The following is a 14,363-nucleotide window of genomic DNA, read 5'->3' as shown; positions in this document are numbered from 1 at the left end:
GGCTCCTTCCCCGGCGAGGCTGGAGCGAACGACCATGTCTCGATTCAAGGGGACGCTCGTCACGAGCGTGGCCTCCAGCGTCATCGTGTGCCTGTGCGCGGCGGGCGCCGCCCGGGCGCAGGACGTCGCCCAACCGACCGCCGGCGGAGAGGTGGAGGAACTGGTGGTCACCGGATTCCGCGCCTCGTTGGGCGCGGCGCGCGAGCTGAAGCGCGACGCCGACATCAACGTCGACGTCATCGTGGCCGAGGACATGGCCAAGTTCCCGGACCTGAACCTGGCGGAGTCCCTCCAGCGCCTGCCGGGCGTCGCCATCAACCGCGAGGGCGGCGAGGGCCGGCGCCTCAGCCTGCGGGGCCTCGGCCCGGACTTCACCCGCGTCCAGCTGAACGGCATGGAAGTGCTGGGCAACGTCGACTCGCCGATGGACAGCCGCGGCCAGACCTCCCGCGACCGCGCCTTCGACTTCAACATCTTCGCCTCGGAGCTGTTCTCCAAAGTGGACGTCCGCAAGTCCTTCGCGGCCGAGCAGGACGAGGGCGGCATGGCCGGCACGGTCGGCCTCTACACGGCCAAGCCGTTCGACTTCCAGGGGACGCGGGCCGCGCTCGCCGCGCAGGCGGGCACCAACTCGGCGACGGAGGACTTCCAGCCCCGGCTGGTCGGCATGCTGGGCCACAACTTCGACGACCGGTTCGGCGTCCTGGTCTCCGCCGCCTGGTCGCGGCGCGAGACCGAGGAGCAGGGCTACAACACCTATGCGGCGAGCCCCGTCGGGCCCGGCGCCACCGACCTGTCGCGGCTCAGCGCCGCCGACCAGGCCATGGTCCGGTCCGGGACCCTGGTGTTCCAGCGCGGCAACCGCCTGTCGGTCTGGGGCTCCGACCAGGAGCGTCTGGGCCTCACCGCCGCCCTGCAATGGCGGCCGGTGGAGACCCTGACCCTGACCCTCGACGGGCTCTACGGCGAGTTCACCAACGCGCGCGACGAGCGGCACCTGGCGACCCGCGCCTCGCAGAACTCCACCGTGCTGGGCAACGCGGTGCCCCACTCGGGAACCAGCAGCCCGCCGCCGCGGCTGAACGCCGTGCGCTGGGACCGGTACAACTCCGTCGTGTTCGCGGACGTGGACAACACCGTCTTTGCCACCGAGACCCGCCGCCAGCAGACCGAGAACACCTTCCAGCAGGTCGTGCTGACCGGGGACTGGGAGCTCTCCGACCGGCTGCGGATAAGCGGCCACGTGGGTCACGAGCAGTCGGACTATGACATCCCCGTCTCGGACAAGTTCTACACCGAGGCCTTCGGCGGCCTGATCACCGACTACAGCGCCGACGGCCGCGACGCGGTCAACACCTACAAGTGGGACACGACCGACCCGAACAACTTCCGGGCCCACGAGATCGACTTCTCGGCCACCTACCAGAAGACCCGGCTGGACAACGCCGAGCTGAACGCCGCCTACGCCTTCGGCGACCTCGCGACCCTGAAGGTCGGGGCCTCCTTCCGCGGCTTTCGCAACTCCGGCTACTCGCAGGCCACCGACGACCTGAACCGCACCGCTTGGGAGCGGGGGACCCTCGATGACCGGGTCGGCGCCTACTACACGGTCTTCGACAAGCACGACGACCAGTCCTGGGTGACCGTCGACTGGGACAAGGCGCTGGCGCACTACCGCGTGACGCGCGCCCTGGGCGCGCCGCGGTCGATCTATTCGGTGGAGGAGGACACGAGCGCCGCCTACGCCCAGCTTGACTGGCAGGCGACGCTGTTCGGCCGTCCGGTGCGCGGTAACCTCGGCGCCCGCGCCTATGAGACCGAGCTCACCTCCTCGGGCGTGGCCAACGTCGGCCCGATCACCGTCAGCTCGACCTACTCCGGCGTCCTGTTCGCTTTCAACGCGGTGATGGAGGTCACCGACAGCCTCCAGCTGCGCGTCGCCGCGGCCCAGAACATCAACCGTCCATCCCTCAGCGCCTACGCCATGAACGGCAGTGTCGGCGTGGAGGGCGACTTCGTGACGGTCAGCGTCGGCAACCCGAACCTCGACCCCTACACCTCCGACGAGTTCGACCTGGCGGCGGAGTGGTATTTCAACGAGATCGGGATGGTCTCGGCCGGCGTGTTCCACAAGCGCATCGACGGCTTCGTGGTCAGCCGGAAGGCGACGAACGTGCCCTATTCCAGCACCGGCCTGCCGGACAACCTGGTCGCGGGCGTCGGCGGCTCGCGGAACGTCAACGAGTTCACCCGGCCCATCAACCTGAACGACGCCAAGGTGACCGGCCTGGAGCTCAGCGCCCAGACCGACTTCTTCTTCCTGCCCGGCTTTCTGAAGGACATGGGCGTGGTGGCCAACGTCACGGTGATCGATTCCAAAACCACCTATCCGAACGGCCAGACCGGCGCGATCTGGGGGATGAGCGATCTCACCCACAACGTGACGCTCTACTACGAGACCGCCGTCTGGGGTCTCCGCGTCTCGTCGAACTACCGCTCGGACTATCCCATCGACCAGGGCGGCTTCCGGTCCACCCAGTACGTGGACGCCGCGGCCTTCTACCAGCTCACGCCGCGCCTGCGCCTGACGCTGGACGGGGTCAACCTGACCGACGAGCGGGAGGAGCAGTACAACGGCGCCGAGGCCCGCCGGCTCTGGAACACCACCCAGAGCGGCCGGACCGTCTTCGTCGGCGCCAACCTGCAGTTCTGATCCGGCCGTCCGCCAGGGAGCGGCTGCGCTCCCTGGCGGCGCCGAGGCCGCGGGACCCGATCCCGGTCCCGCCGCACTGGACAAGCCCCGGGCTCCTCGTCCAGCGTCCTCCCTCGGTTTCGGGGGAGTCTCGTCATGTCCAGGTCCATTCCGCTGGCGCTCGCCGCGGCGCTGTTCGCCACCGCGGCCCACGCGGCGCCGCTGCCGGCGCTGAAGAAGCAGGCGATCGCCGGCGTCGAGGCGCGCGCCAAGCTGGCGCAGGAGATGAACGACAGCATCTTCTCGTTCGGCGAGCTCGGCTTCCAGGAGGTCGAGACCTCCCGCTATGTGACCGAGATCCTCGAGAAGAACGGTTTCACCGTCACCCGCGGCGTCTCCGGGCTTCCCACCGGCTGGGTGGCCACCTGGACGAACGGCAAGGGCGGACCGGTGGTCGCCCTCGGCTCCGACATCGACGGCATCCCCAAGGCCTCACAGACCCCCGGCATCCCCTGGCGCCAGCCGCAGGTGGAGGGCGCGCCCGGCCACGGCGAGGGCCACAACTCCGGCCAGGCCCTGAACGTCGTCGCGGCCCTGGCGGTGAAGGACATCATGCAGAAGGAGAACATCGCCGGGACGCTGATGCTGTGGCCAGGCGTCGCCGAGGAGCTGGTCGCCGGCAAGGCCTACATGGTCCGCGACGGCGTCTTCAAGGACGTGGACGCGGTGATCTTCACCCACGTGGGCGACAACCTCGGCACCTCCTGGGGCAAGCCCATGGGCACGGGGCTGGTCTCGGTGGAGTACACCTTCAAGGGCGGCACGGCGCATTCGGCCGGCAAGCCGTGGATGGGCCGCTCGGCGCTGGACGCGGTCAGCCTGATGAACGCCGGCTGGGAGTTCCGTCGCGAGCACATCCGTCCCGAGCAGCGCTCGCACTACGTGATCCGCGACGGCGGCGACCAGCCCAACGTCGTGCCCGAGCGGGCCAGCGTCTGGTACTATTTCCGCGAGCAGGACTTCAAACGCATCAGCGACCTCTACGCGGTCGGCAACCGTATCGCCGACGGCGCGGCCATGATGACCGACACCACGGTGGAGCGCCGGGTGCTGGGGACGGCCGCGCCGCGCCACTTCAACCGGCCCATGGCCGAGGCGGCCTACGCCAACATCCGGATGGTCGGCCTGCCGAAGTGGACGCCCGAGGAGCAGGCCTTCGCCAAGGCCGTCCAAAAGGAGGTCAAGGCCGAGAAGGTCGAGGGGCTGGCCGTCGAGCTCGACAAGCTGGAGCCGCCCAAGGAGAAGCCGGAGAGCGGCGGCTCCGACGACATCGGCGACGTGTCCTGGGTCGTGCCGACCATCACCGTCCGCTATCCGTCGAACATCCCCGAGCTGCCGGGCCACAACTGGGCCAACGCCATCGCCATGGCCACGCCCATCGCCCACAAGGGCGTGGTGGCGGGCTCCAAGGTGGTGGCCATGACCACGCTGGACCTGCTGACCCAGCCGAAGCTGCGGGCCGCGGCCAAGGCCTACTTCACCGACGTCCAGACCAAGACCGAGACGTACGTCCCGGTGATCGGCCCCAACGACAGGCCGGCGGCCGACATGAACGCCGAGGTCATGGCCCAATTCCGCCCGGCCATGCGGCCGCTCTACTACGACCCGGCCAAGTATCCGACCTACCTCGACCAGCTCGGCGTGAAGTGGCCGACGCTGGAGCGGCCGAAGGCGGCGGACTAGGGCAGGGGCCCCGCCGCCAGGCCGAAGGGCGCCTTGACGCTGCGCACGGCGATCATCGAGCGGATGTCGGCGATCGCCGGGTTGCGCAGCAGGTGGCCGGTGAGGAAGGCCTCGTAGGCGGCGAGGTCCTGCACGGCGACGTGCAGCAGGTAGTCGAACTCGCCGGAGATCAGGAAACAGGCCGCCACCTCCGGCCGGCCGCGGGTCCAGTCCTCGAACGGCAGCACCTCCTCGCTGGCGTGGCGGCGCACCTTGACGCCCACGAAGACCGTCAGGCCGCGGCCGTTGAGCCGGGGCTCGAGGTGGGCGTGGTAGCCGGTGATGTAGCCGGCCTGCTCCAGCCGCCGGACGCGCCGCAGGCACGGCGACTCTGACAGCCCCACCCGCTGGGCCAGCTCGCTGTTGGGCAGGCGGCCGTCCTTCTCCAGCTCGGCGAGGATCCGGCGGTCCAGGGCGTCCAGGTCAGAATCCGCCAACAGAAGGCTCCCACACAGCAGAAGACGCCGCGAACCTGGGCCGCCGCGGCTGAATACGCAAGGACGTGCGGCGGCGGCCGGGCCTATCCTCCAGGCTGGTTGGTGTGGAGTAGGCATATGGGTTCGGGTCGGGACTGGGCGTTCGAGACGCGGGCGATCCACGAGGGCTACGACCCGGCCGACCACCACGGCGCGCTGGCCCCGCCGGTCTACATGACCTCCACCTTCTGCTTCGAGAGCGCCGAGTCCGGCGCCCGCCGGTTCGCCGGCGAGGAGGCGGGCTACATCTACACCCGCCTCGGCAACCCGACGATCGCCCTGCTCGAGCGCCGGCTGGCGTCGCTGGAGGGCGGCGAGGCCGCCGCGGCCACGGCGTCGGGCATGGGAGCCATCGCCGCCACCCTGTGGACGCTGCTGCGGCCGGGCGACCGGCTGGTCACCGACATGACGCTCTACGGCTGCACCTTCGCCTTCTTCCGCCACCAGCTGGCCGACTTCGGCATCGTCGTCGAGCACGTGGACATGACCGACCACGCGGCCGTCGAGGCGGCGCTCGCCCGGCCGGCCAAGGCGGTGTTCTTCGAGACCCCGGCCAACCCCAACATGCGGCTGGTGGACATCGCCGCGGTCTCCGCCGCCGCCCGGGCGGCCGGGGCGGTGGTGATCGTCGACAACACCTACGCCACGCCGCTGCTGCAGCGGCCGCTGGCGCTGGGGGCCCACCTCGTCGTCCACTCGGCCACCAAGTACCTCGGCGGCCACGGCGACCTCGTGGCGGGCGTCGTGGTCGGCGACGGCGAGCTGATCGCCCGGATCCGCGGCACGGGCATCAAGGACGCCACCGGCGCGGTGATCTCGCCCATGGACGCCATGCTGGTGCTGCGCGGCCTGAAGACCCTGCAGCTGCGCGTGGAGCGCCACAGCGCCAGCGCCCTGGAGATCGCCGGCCGGCTGGACGCCCATCCGGCGGTGACCCAGGTGCTCTATCCGGGCCTGGCCGCCCATCCGCAGCACGCGCTGGCGAAGCGGCAGTTCACCGGCGGCTTCGGCGGCATGATCGCGCTGGAGCTGAAGGGCGGCCGGGAGGCGGCGGTGCGGTTCCTGAACGGCCTCACGCTCGCCCGCTGCGCCGTCAGCCTCGGCGACGCCGAGACCCTGGTGCAGCACCCGGCGTCGATGACCCACTCCACCTACACGCCGCAGGAGCGGGCCGCCCACGGCATCAGCGACGGCCTGGTCCGGATCTCCGTGGGGCTGGAATCCGTCGCCGACCTGTGGCGCGACTTCGAGGCGGCGCTGGCCGCCTGAGAACATTGCCGGGCCGGCCGCGTTTAGGGGGCGATCAACCAGAGGACCCGGCCCATGACCAAGCAGAAATCCCGCAAGGGCGAGGCCCTGAAGGCGAGCGCCGTGCGCGCCGCGCGCGTGTCCAAGCAGCGGTCCGCCGAGGGCGCGCAGATGGTGGCGACCCAGGCGCGGCGCCACCCGATCTCCACCGGCCTCTTGGTGGTGGGCGCGGCGGCCGGCGGGGCGCTGCTGCTCAATCCGGCGCTGCGGCGGCTGGCGCTGGCCAACGCGCCGCTGATCTGGCGCACGGTCAAGGGCCGGCTGGCCTCGCGGACCCAGGGCTCCGGCCAGGCGGCGCCGTTCCCGCCGGCCGACCTGGTCAGCCGCCGGGCCGGGGGGTGACGCGCGGGCTTGGCAGGACCTCCGCGATGGTGAAGGCTGCGGGCCTTCATCAGGGAGGACTTCAACCATGCGTTCCATCATGATCGTCGCCGCCGCGGCGGCCGCGCTCTCGCTCGCCGCCTGCTCGCAGAAGACCGAGGAGGCCGCCGAGGCCACCGGCGACAACGCCGCGGCCACCGCCAGCTCCGCGGCCGGCGACACCGCCGCCAACACGGCCGCCGCCACCGACGCCGCGGCCAACGCCGCCGACGCCACCGGCGACGCCGCGGCCGGCGCGGCCAACGCCACGGGCGAGGCGGCCACCAACGCCGGCGCCGCCGCCGACGCGGCGGTCACCACCCCGGCCGAGAAGCACTAGCTTCGCGACCCCGCGGCCGCGGGCGCTCCGCCCGCGGCCGCCCTCGCGGCACAGTCCGGCCCGGCGGCCCGCGCCCGCCCGGCCGCAGGAGTTGGTCATGGCGTCGGTTATCCTGAGCGTGGTGGGCTCCGACCGGCCCGGCCTCACCGGCATCCTCGCCGAGGCGGTCCATTCGGCCGGCGGCAACTGGCTGGAGAGCCACCTCAGCCGGCTGGGCGGCCTCTATGTGGGCTCGGCCCTGGTGGAGATCGGCGACGAGCGGGTGGACGCCCTGCGCGCGGCGGTGGCCGCGGTCGACGCCCGCGGGCTCGAGGTGCGGGTCATCCCGGCGGTGGAGGGCGCCCCGGCGGCCGGCGAGACCCTCGAGCTCAGCCTGGTGGGCCAGGACCGGCCGGGCATCGTGCGCCAGGTGACCGCGGTGGTCAGCGGCCTGGACGTCAACATCGAGGCGCTCTCGACCCACGTGGCGCCGGAGCCGCATTCCGGCGCGCCGATCTTCCACCTGGACGCCCGCCTGCGCCTGCCGCCGGGGCTGGCGGCCGAGCGCGTGCAGGCGGCGCTGGAGCAGATCTCGGCGGAGGTGATGGTGGACATCTCGGTGGCGCCGGGGGCGGCGGCCTAGCCGGGATTTGAAGCGAACCACGGACCACACGGAATACACGGAAGGGCGCGGCGCCGTTCTTATTGAACCACGGATCACACGGATGACACGGACGGGGTCGGCGCTGAGAGCGCGCGATCCGGCGACGGCGTGGGGGCGGGAATCGCGCGCCGAAGGCGCGCAGGATCTTTCAGGCGCCTGACCCGGGGGAGGGCCCGCCTTCCGTGTAATCCGTGTTTTCCGTGGTTTCGCGCGAAGCGCGCCTGCTGAGCCGGCTTGGGTCCCGGCGTTCGCCGGGATGAGCGCCGAGGGATGAGCGGCGAGGTCAGCCGGTGTCCACCACCGCCGGTTCGCGGTCCGGTTCGTGGTCCGGTTCGGGCGCGGGAGCCCGGGCGGGGGCGTAGATGAAGGCGGGGTCGGCGCCGATGGCGGCGCAGGCCTCGCGCACCAGGTCGTCGACCGGGGCGCTCAGGAAGTCCGCGCGGCGGACGGCGCGGTCCAGCCAGCGCTGCAGGTCGCAGGCGAGGCGGGTGGTGTCCTGCGGCGGCGCGGGGAGGTCGAGGTCGTCCGCCTCCGCCCGCCAGTCGGGCGGGTCGTGCTCGGTCCAGATGGCGCGGGAGGTGAGCTTCCGGACCTGCTCGCGGCGGTCGGCGATGGCCTGGGGGCGCAGCGCGGCGGCGGCGGCCTCGGCGGCGGCGTCGGTGGCGACCTGGGCCTCGCGCGCCTGGTCGTCGCGGTGGCGGACGACCTTCAGCTCGAGCGCCAGCGTCTGGCGCAGGCCGCGGGAGACCCGGTGGAAGGCGGTGGCCAGCCTGACGGCCTCGTCCGGGGTCTCGGCCTGCAGCGCCCGCTGCTGCAGCTCGCGGGCCAGCGTCAGGCTCATCGCCGCCAGCTCGCGCAGCATCGCCGTGTGGCGGTCTTCGGCAGGCGGGGCGGCGTGGTCGGCCATGAGAACAAAACGGGAACATAGGAGAATGGGGAAGTCAAGTTTTTGGCTTCCCTCCCTTGATGGGGAGGGACAGGCCGCGCGAGCGGCAGGGTGGGGGAGTGTGGGCCTGGCGGGGAGGTGGGGGTCTGAACGCGGCTTCCCCACCCCGCTCGCCTCCGGCGAGTCGTCCCTCCCCATCAAGGGAGGGAGGGGTGCTTGTCTTTCCCGCCCTTGATGGGGAGGGTGGACCCCCGGGTCCGGCCATTCGGCCGGCCCGAGGGTAAACTCAGGCCGGACGGGTGGGGGAGTGTGGGCATGGCGGGGAGGTGGGGGTCTGAACGCGGCTTCCCCACCCCGCTCGCCCTTGGCGAGTCGTCCCTCCCCATCAAGGGAGGGAGATCATGGTCTGGATCGTCGCCGTCGCCGCGCTGGTCGCGGCCTATCTGCTGGGCTCGGTCCCGACCGCCTGGCTGGCGGCGCGGTGGCTGAAGGGGATCGACATCCGCGCCCACGGCTCGGGCTCGGTGGGGGCGACCAATGCGATCCGCACGCTGGGCGTCGGGCCGGGGCTGGCCGTGCTGGCGGTCGACCTCGCCAAGGGCTGGGCGGCGGTGGCCCTGGCCCGCGCGCTCATGGCCTGGGCTGGGGCCTGGGCCTGGGCCGGGGCGGGGGCGGGCGGCGCGCCCGACCCCTGGGCGCCGTGGGTGGTGGCGGCGGCCGGCCTCGCGGTCGTCGTGGGCCACGCCCGCTCGGTCTGGCTGGGCTTCACCGGCGGCAAGTCCGCCGCCACGGGCCTGGGCGTCCTCCTGGCGCTGGCCTGGCCCGTGGGCCTCGGCGCAGGCGTGGTGGTCGTGGGCGTGCTGGCCGCCTGGCGGTTCATGTCGCTCGCCTCGATGACCGGCGCCCTCACGTCCGTGGCCCTCGTCTGGGCGCTTCCCCAGCCGCTCCCCACGCGCCTCCTGGTCACTGTGGGTGCGCTCTATGTGGTGGTGCGGCACCGCGCGAACATCGGCCGCCTGCGGGCGGGGACGGAGCCGCGGGTGGGGGCGGGGTGAGGGGGGCTGCCGTGGCCCACGGACAGTCGATCCGTTCCTGCCTTATGAGCGTCGGCGACGTATTCCTGTCTGTCAGGAAGATGTCACTCGTAGTAGTAGTCGCCGCGATCCGGTTCTATCTCTCCGAAGTCCACGCTGTCGATTGCATCAACCAAATCCACGTGGTCAATCGCCAGCTGCGCCTCAGGATCCTGTGGGTCACCCGAGAACGTGATCAGCGCGCCGGCTTCGAACTCGACAGCGGTGCTCGCTGACGTAGAACCCAGGCGGATGTATTCGCGATCAACGCTGTCCCACTGACGCAAATTGAACGAAGCCTCGACTGTCGCCGTAATGATCACTTGGGCCTGGCAGACCAGCTCGCCTTCCTCGACGCGTACAATAACGAGCTCGAACTTGCCAGTTTCTTCCTCGACGAGTTCGTAGTGCTGAAACTGGATGCCAGATAGTTCCGCCTCAAAGTAATAGTAAGAATCTCCTGCAGGCTCGACATCGAGGTTTTGAACAGCCCATTCAAGGGAAGAGCGAAACTTCTCTTCAAGTTCCGGTGCCTGTCCGGTCTTGAGGAGGCCAAGAGTTTTCTGTGCAGCCTTCTCCGGAGCTTCGGCCTGCGCCTGTAGAACGGACAGCGCTTGCGCCAAATCGTCTACGACACATAGGCTCTCGACGGATGTGGCGAATGCTTTCCAGCCCTCGTCTTGTGAGACCGCGAGCACTTTCGCGCCGCGCTGGCCTGCCCAGCTCTGCAATGAGAGTAACGCGATGGCGTCAGGAAATTCGGCCTTTTTGTTGCCGCTCGCTTCAAAAGGTGGCTGCGACGCAAAATAGAGATCAACGACGTCTGAGACGTCAATTTCGTCTGCTTCCACCACCTGTGCGCCCGTCTCCTCCATAAACGCCTTGATCCGGGCTTCTGCGGCTTGTCGCGGGGCTACAAGCTCCTGCGCAGTCTTGGCCACGTCGTCCGTCTTTTCGGCGGGTATGAGGCCTTGCTCCAGGCCGTCCTTGATTGCATTCCGAAGCTTGTCCCTTGCAGAGACTGCTTTAGCCGCCATCCCCTTCCGGATCTCTCGCAGCACGACTTCGGAGAGAACGAATTTGACCTCGCCATGCGCGAACTGTCGAAGCTCCGCAAGCAGGCCGTGTTCGAAGTCGAAACCATTGCGGTAGGCCACATTGGCGTCGATCGTGATGGCGTCGAAGGGCATACGATTGGGATACCGTTGGGTTCAGTCGGCCGAAGCGTTCGCTTAAACTACGTCGACGTATGGTTCTTCTGGATCACCCGGAACTGCCTCTGCGCCAACAAATGCTTGGCGGTGCAAGTGGATGTTTATCCGAGCCGCAGCTGCCGTACCTGGACTGCGGATCGATCCCGGAAGTCCATCCGCAGTACATGTAATCATGTACGTGCCCCAAATGGCTAACTCAGCGGGCCACGAAGGGTCATCCATCATCTGCCGAGCAAGCTCGGGATACCCCTCTTCGTTCGATTGGCGATAGCAGAGCCATTCCGCCTGAAAAGGCAGGTCAATGCGTGGAACATTACGCATTGGAGCTGCATCGACTGCGGGGGGGCGGGTGCTTCCCCAATCGCCGTACAGGAGGTTGGCGGCGTTGTGCCTGCGCGTTAGTTGAGTGTGCAGGCGCCGCTCCTTCACAGGAATGCGCCCCCTCCCCTTTATGTTGGCGAATGTATTTGGAAAGCTGCTACCGGAGACTATCAGTTCGATTTCTGGACGTACGTCGGTCATCGACTGTACTACTTCAGATGCCCAGAGTTCGCGCCCTAATAGATCCGACGACCACCCGGCGTCTACGAGAATGACGACATCTGGCGTCTCGCGAATGAGTGTTCGTGCGGCCTCGATATTATTCGCGGCTGATCCGTATTCTAGTCTTACCACAACTCCACGATCTAGGGTCTCAATGTGGGCAATCTGATCTTGGAAGTTGTCCGATGATGATCGCAATACGGGGACGGCGCTCGGTAGATCGCCTACTAACCTATAATAGCTGGCATAGCCGTTATCTGGGTCAAAGAGGGTATCGAATGCCTTGCCTGCTGCAGTTTCTGTGCTCTTGAACTTCGTCCGATCAAGGTCAATCGCGAAGCGTCTTCCTCCCATCGCCTCTGTGACCTTCTCGGCAGTCCGGTCCAGGGACTTTGCGTTAGGCCACGGTCTCCAGACGATAACAGGGAAAATCCGGTCCTTGGCTGCGCCAGATAGTTGGGAGAGCGCTTTCACCTCGGCGACGCGCGCGTGGAGAATGGGGCAGTAGAAGACGGTCTCCAGCATGGTCTCAGGTCAACCCAAGCCGGACCTTCATCGCTGGGCCAGAAACCCTGAACAACCTTGCTAGCTCCTCCGCGACGCCGGGCCGACTTGCGCCGCCCAGGCGGTTCGCCTCTCTGGCGACCAATGATGCAGGCATTACAATTGTCGCTGCAAGCCTGTTGGCCTCCGTTTCCTTGCGAGAGGTCAGGTTAGATCGGTAGAGAACGCTATCTACAACACCGCTCCCAATCGAATCGCGGTGCAGTAGATAATGCGCAATCTCGTGAGCAATGGTAAAACGCTGCCGTTCAGGTGTCTCGTATTTGTTGACCTTAATCTCAAAGCCTGCCTTTGCCTCGCGAGATGGCTGAATCAGGCCAGAGATGCGGGGTTCCAATGGAGCTGTCACGACCCTTAGGCCAAGGGTTTGAGCAAGCTCACCCACCTTAACTGGATATTCTTGCGTGAACTGCGCAACAATATTTGCCTCGTCGGCAGTTAGGCGGTGCAATAGGGGATCGCTCACTACGCCTTTTCCCCGTTTTCCGAAGTGTCGTCAGCTTCATCAATGGCCGCGATGCCCTTGTAGACAATCGCGGCAACCCGCGCCTCCACGAGTGAATAGAGCGAATTGCCTTCCTTGAATCCCTCGTTGAGGAAGAATTCTGTCCGGCTTCGTACACCATTCGAGATCGCTGCCCATCCGAGCACACCGAGGACGGCGAGGAATATGGTGAGCGCGGCCAACAGGACCGAGACGGCCGTCAGCATGATGGAGATGAAATCGGCGTATGAAATAGTGTGGCTACTGCTACCAAAGCGGTGACTCAGCGCGCCGCCAGCGATAGCCGAAATGAGGCAGAGCGCGAGAACGAGGAGCGCTCCAAGCCCAATCCATCCGAGCTTCTTCTTCAGCAAGTGCGTCGCCCACGCGAAGTTAGAACGAAAGCGGAACTATAGTCTAGTTCGCACTCTGCCACAATCTAGTGGTGCATCGGCCCCCCAACCTTGACTCCTACCTCTCCCCCCATCATAACCGCGCCCTTCCAGCCGCCGGGCTTGCCCGGGCGGTGCTGGTACCTATGACGGGACGACGCGAAGCCGCCGTTGCAATCGCGCCCTCATCTTCGGGGGCGCCGGCTCGGGTCAGATGAAGAGTGGATCATGTCCAAGCGCCATAGCGCCAAGTACAAGCTCGACCGCCGGATGGGCGAGAACATCTGGGGTCGCCCGAAGTCTCCGATCAACACCCGCGCCTACGGCCCCGGCCAGCACGGCCAGCGCCGCAAGAGCAAGGTGTCGGACTTCGGCCTGCAGCTGCGCGCCAAGCAGAAGCTGAAGGGCTACTACGGCAACCTGACCGAGAAGCAGTTCTCGCGCATCTACCAGGAAGCCGCCCGCCGCAAGGGCAACACCTCCGAGAACCTGATCGCGCTGCTGGAAAGCCGCCTGGACGCCATCGTCTACCGCGCCAAGTTCGTGCCGACCCCGTTCGCCGCCCGCCAGTTCGTCAACCACGGCCACGTGCTGGTGAACGGCAAGCGCGTGAACATCCCGTCCTACCGGGTGAAGCCGGGCGACGTGGTCTCGGTGCGCGAGCGGTCGCGCAACATGGCCCTGGTGCTGGAGGCCCTGCAGTCGGGCGAGCGCGACACGCCGGACTACATCACGGTCGACGGCAAGGCGATGGCGGCGACCTTCGTCCGCGCGCCGGAGCTGGCCGAGGTGCCGTATCCGGTGAAGATGGAGCCGAACCTCGTGGTCGAATTCTACGCGTCGTAAGACGCCGACCTACCGAGACGAGTTCAGAGTTTGCGAGGGCCCCGGAGAGATCCGGGGCCTTCTGCGTTTGGGCGCGCCTCCGGGAGAGGGGAACCACGGAAGACACGGATTACACGGAAGACGGCGCCCCTGCGGGGCGGGGAACCACGAAAGGCACGAAGGCCACGAAAGGCGTCGCGCTGGACGTGCGGGACCCGGCCGGGGTGTGGGTTTGAATCGCGCGCCGGCGGCGCGCAGGGGTCTCGTGGTGCGGCGTCGGGGGGGCGCCGCCCTTTTCGTGTCCTTCGTGGCTTTCGGGGTTCAATCCGGCCGCGCAGCGGCCTTCCGTGTAGTCCGTGTGGTCCGTGGTTCCTTCCTTTCTTCCCCGCGCGGCGCGGGTGTGGCGGAGTGGGGGCATGAATCGCAGGGTGTTCGTCCTGGCCGCTCTGGCGCTTGGCGGGTGCGCGACGGCGCCGCGGACGGTCGTGGGGGCGGGCGGCGCGGCGCTGGCGGAGCTGGAGACGCTCCAGGGGGCGCGGGCCGGGCGCGAGGCGCTGACGATCCGGGTGGCCAGCCGCGGCTGCACGGGCAAGGCGGACTTCGCCTTCCACGTGGAGCGCAAGGGCGGGGCGGTGACCCTGGCGTTCGGGCGCCGGCGGCTCGACCCCTGCCGGTCGCTCGCCGGCGGGACCACGGAGCTGAGCTTCACCTGGGCCGAACTGGGCGTGCCGCCGGGCGCGCGGGTCGTGCTGCTCAACCCGCTGGCGGGGGGCTGAGGCGG

Annotated in this window: 15 protein-coding genes; 9 read left to right on the top strand and 6 right to left on the bottom strand. The window is 68.4% G+C overall.

Annotated elements, in window-relative coordinates:
- Positions 1-34: 34 nt before the first annotated feature.
- Positions 35-2,713 carry a TonB-dependent receptor gene (locus VM685_RS18455; protein ID WP_325461642.1) on the top strand — a complete coding sequence of 893 codons (2,679 nt, stop codon included), beginning with the start codon at positions 35-37 and terminating at the stop codon, positions 2,711-2,713.
- A 135-nt stretch (positions 2,714-2,848) separates the two neighbouring features.
- The gene (locus VM685_RS18450; protein WP_325461641.1) at positions 2,849-4,435 is read left to right on the top strand and encodes an amidohydrolase; all 1,587 of its coding nucleotides are present in this window, start codon (positions 2,849-2,851) and stop codon (positions 4,433-4,435) included.
- Here VM685_RS18450 and VM685_RS18445 read toward each other — a convergent pair.
- Complete coding sequence (locus tag VM685_RS18445; protein ID WP_325461640.1) at positions 4,432-4,911, bottom strand: Lrp/AsnC family transcriptional regulator; 480 nt, start codon at positions 4,909-4,911, stop codon at positions 4,432-4,434. The two genes, VM685_RS18450 and VM685_RS18445, sit on opposite strands and share 4 nt — an antisense overlap.
- A 117-nt stretch (positions 4,912-5,028) precedes the next feature.
- On the opposite strand from VM685_RS18445, the gene megL reads away from it, so the two are divergent.
- From megL to VM685_RS18425, 4 genes are all read left to right on the top strand, one after another.
- Entirely contained in the window at positions 5,029-6,219 is a 1,191-nt protein-coding gene (gene megL, locus VM685_RS18440; RefSeq protein WP_325461639.1) for a methionine gamma-lyase, read from the top strand.
- A gap of 54 nt (positions 6,220-6,273) precedes the next feature.
- A complete protein-coding gene (locus VM685_RS18435; protein WP_325461638.1) occupies positions 6,274-6,600 on the top strand; it encodes a hypothetical protein in 327 nt (108 codons plus the stop codon).
- A gap of 67 nt (positions 6,601-6,667) precedes the next feature.
- Positions 6,668-6,958 (top strand): hypothetical protein, encoded by a 291-nt coding sequence (locus VM685_RS18430; RefSeq protein WP_325461637.1) that lies wholly within the window; start codon positions 6,668-6,670, stop codon positions 6,956-6,958.
- 97 nt (positions 6,959-7,055) lie between these two features.
- A complete protein-coding gene (locus VM685_RS18425) occupies positions 7,056-7,580 on the top strand; it encodes a glycine cleavage system protein R (RefSeq protein WP_325461636.1) in 525 nt (174 codons plus the stop codon).
- Positions 7,581-7,884: 304 nt separating this feature from the next.
- On the opposite strand, the gene VM685_RS18420 is transcribed toward VM685_RS18425, so the two are convergent.
- Complete coding sequence (locus VM685_RS18420) at positions 7,885-8,508, bottom strand: hypothetical protein (RefSeq protein WP_325461635.1); 624 nt, start codon at positions 8,506-8,508, stop codon at positions 7,885-7,887.
- A 380-nt stretch (positions 8,509-8,888) separates the two neighbouring features.
- On the opposite strand from VM685_RS18420, the gene plsY reads away from it, so the two are divergent.
- Positions 8,889-9,542, top strand: coding sequence for a glycerol-3-phosphate 1-O-acyltransferase PlsY (gene plsY / locus VM685_RS18415; protein WP_325461634.1), 654 nt, complete (start codon positions 8,889-8,891; stop codon positions 9,540-9,542).
- An 83-nt stretch (positions 9,543-9,625) separates the two neighbouring features.
- Here the strand turns inward: plsY and VM685_RS18410 are convergent, their stop codons facing one another.
- The 4 genes from VM685_RS18410 to VM685_RS18395 are packed head-to-tail and all read right to left on the bottom strand — an operon-like array spanning position 9,626 to position 12,739.
- The gene (locus tag VM685_RS18410) at positions 9,626-10,750 is read right to left on the bottom strand and encodes a PIN domain-containing protein (protein WP_325461633.1); all 1,125 of its coding nucleotides are present in this window, start codon (positions 10,748-10,750) and stop codon (positions 9,626-9,628) included.
- A 42-nt stretch (positions 10,751-10,792) separates the two neighbouring features.
- A complete protein-coding gene (locus VM685_RS18405) occupies positions 10,793-11,842 on the bottom strand; it encodes a beta family protein (RefSeq protein ID WP_325461632.1) in 1,050 nt (349 codons plus the stop codon).
- 4 nt (positions 11,843-11,846) lie between these two features.
- Entirely contained in the window at positions 11,847-12,347 is a 501-nt protein-coding gene (locus tag VM685_RS18400; RefSeq protein ID WP_325461631.1) for an ImmA/IrrE family metallo-endopeptidase, read from the bottom strand.
- Positions 12,347-12,739 carry a hypothetical protein gene (locus VM685_RS18395; RefSeq protein WP_325461630.1) on the bottom strand — a complete coding sequence of 131 codons (393 nt, stop codon included), beginning with the start codon at positions 12,737-12,739 and terminating at the stop codon, positions 12,347-12,349. Before VM685_RS18395 ends, VM685_RS18400 begins: the two co-directional genes overlap by 1 nt.
- Before the next feature lie 246 nt (positions 12,740-12,985).
- Between VM685_RS18395 and rpsD the strand changes: the two genes are divergently transcribed.
- Both rpsD and VM685_RS18385 read left to right on the top strand, forming a co-directional pair.
- A complete protein-coding gene (gene rpsD, locus VM685_RS18390) occupies positions 12,986-13,603 on the top strand; it encodes a 30S ribosomal protein S4 (RefSeq protein ID WP_325461629.1) in 618 nt (205 codons plus the stop codon).
- Positions 13,604-13,998: 395 nt separating this feature from the next.
- A complete protein-coding gene (locus VM685_RS18385) occupies positions 13,999-14,358 on the top strand; it encodes a hypothetical protein (RefSeq protein ID WP_325461628.1) in 360 nt (119 codons plus the stop codon).
- Positions 14,359-14,363: the final 5 nt, after the last annotated feature.

This window comes from Phenylobacterium sp., assembly GCF_035539035.1.
Lineage (GTDB): Bacteria > Pseudomonadota > Alphaproteobacteria > Caulobacterales > Caulobacteraceae > Phenylobacterium.
Note: the sequence above shows the minus strand (reverse complement) of the source record. Positions and strands in the feature narration are given on the sequence as shown.

Coding starts and splice junctions, on each gene's coding strand:
- VM685_RS18450 (WP_325461641.1), top strand. CDS start 2,849: ATGTCCAGGTCCATTCCGCTGGCGCTCGCCGCGGCGCTGTTCGCCACC.
- rpsD (WP_325461629.1), top strand. CDS start 12,986: ATGTCCAAGCGCCATAGCGCCAAGTACAAGCTCGACCGCCGGATGGGC.
- megL (WP_325461639.1), top strand. CDS start 5,029: ATGGGTTCGGGTCGGGACTGGGCGTTCGAGACGCGGGCGATCCACGAG.
- VM685_RS18410 (WP_325461633.1), bottom strand. CDS start 10,750: ATGCCCTTCGACGCCATCACGATCGACGCCAATGTGGCCTACCGCAAT.
- VM685_RS18385 (WP_325461628.1), top strand. CDS start 13,999: ATGAATCGCAGGGTGTTCGTCCTGGCCGCTCTGGCGCTTGGCGGGTGC.
- VM685_RS18435 (WP_325461638.1), top strand. CDS start 6,274: ATGACCAAGCAGAAATCCCGCAAGGGCGAGGCCCTGAAGGCGAGCGCC.
- VM685_RS18425 (WP_325461636.1), top strand. CDS start 7,056: ATGGCGTCGGTTATCCTGAGCGTGGTGGGCTCCGACCGGCCCGGCCTC.
- VM685_RS18405 (WP_325461632.1), bottom strand. CDS start 11,842: ATGCTGGAGACCGTCTTCTACTGCCCCATTCTCCACGCGCGCGTCGCC.
- VM685_RS18420 (WP_325461635.1), bottom strand. CDS start 8,508: ATGGCCGACCACGCCGCCCCGCCTGCCGAAGACCGCCACACGGCGATG.
- plsY (WP_325461634.1), top strand. CDS start 8,889: ATGGTCTGGATCGTCGCCGTCGCCGCGCTGGTCGCGGCCTATCTGCTG.
- VM685_RS18430 (WP_325461637.1), top strand. CDS start 6,668: ATGCGTTCCATCATGATCGTCGCCGCCGCGGCGGCCGCGCTCTCGCTC.
- VM685_RS18455 (WP_325461642.1), top strand. CDS start 35: ATGTCTCGATTCAAGGGGACGCTCGTCACGAGCGTGGCCTCCAGCGTC.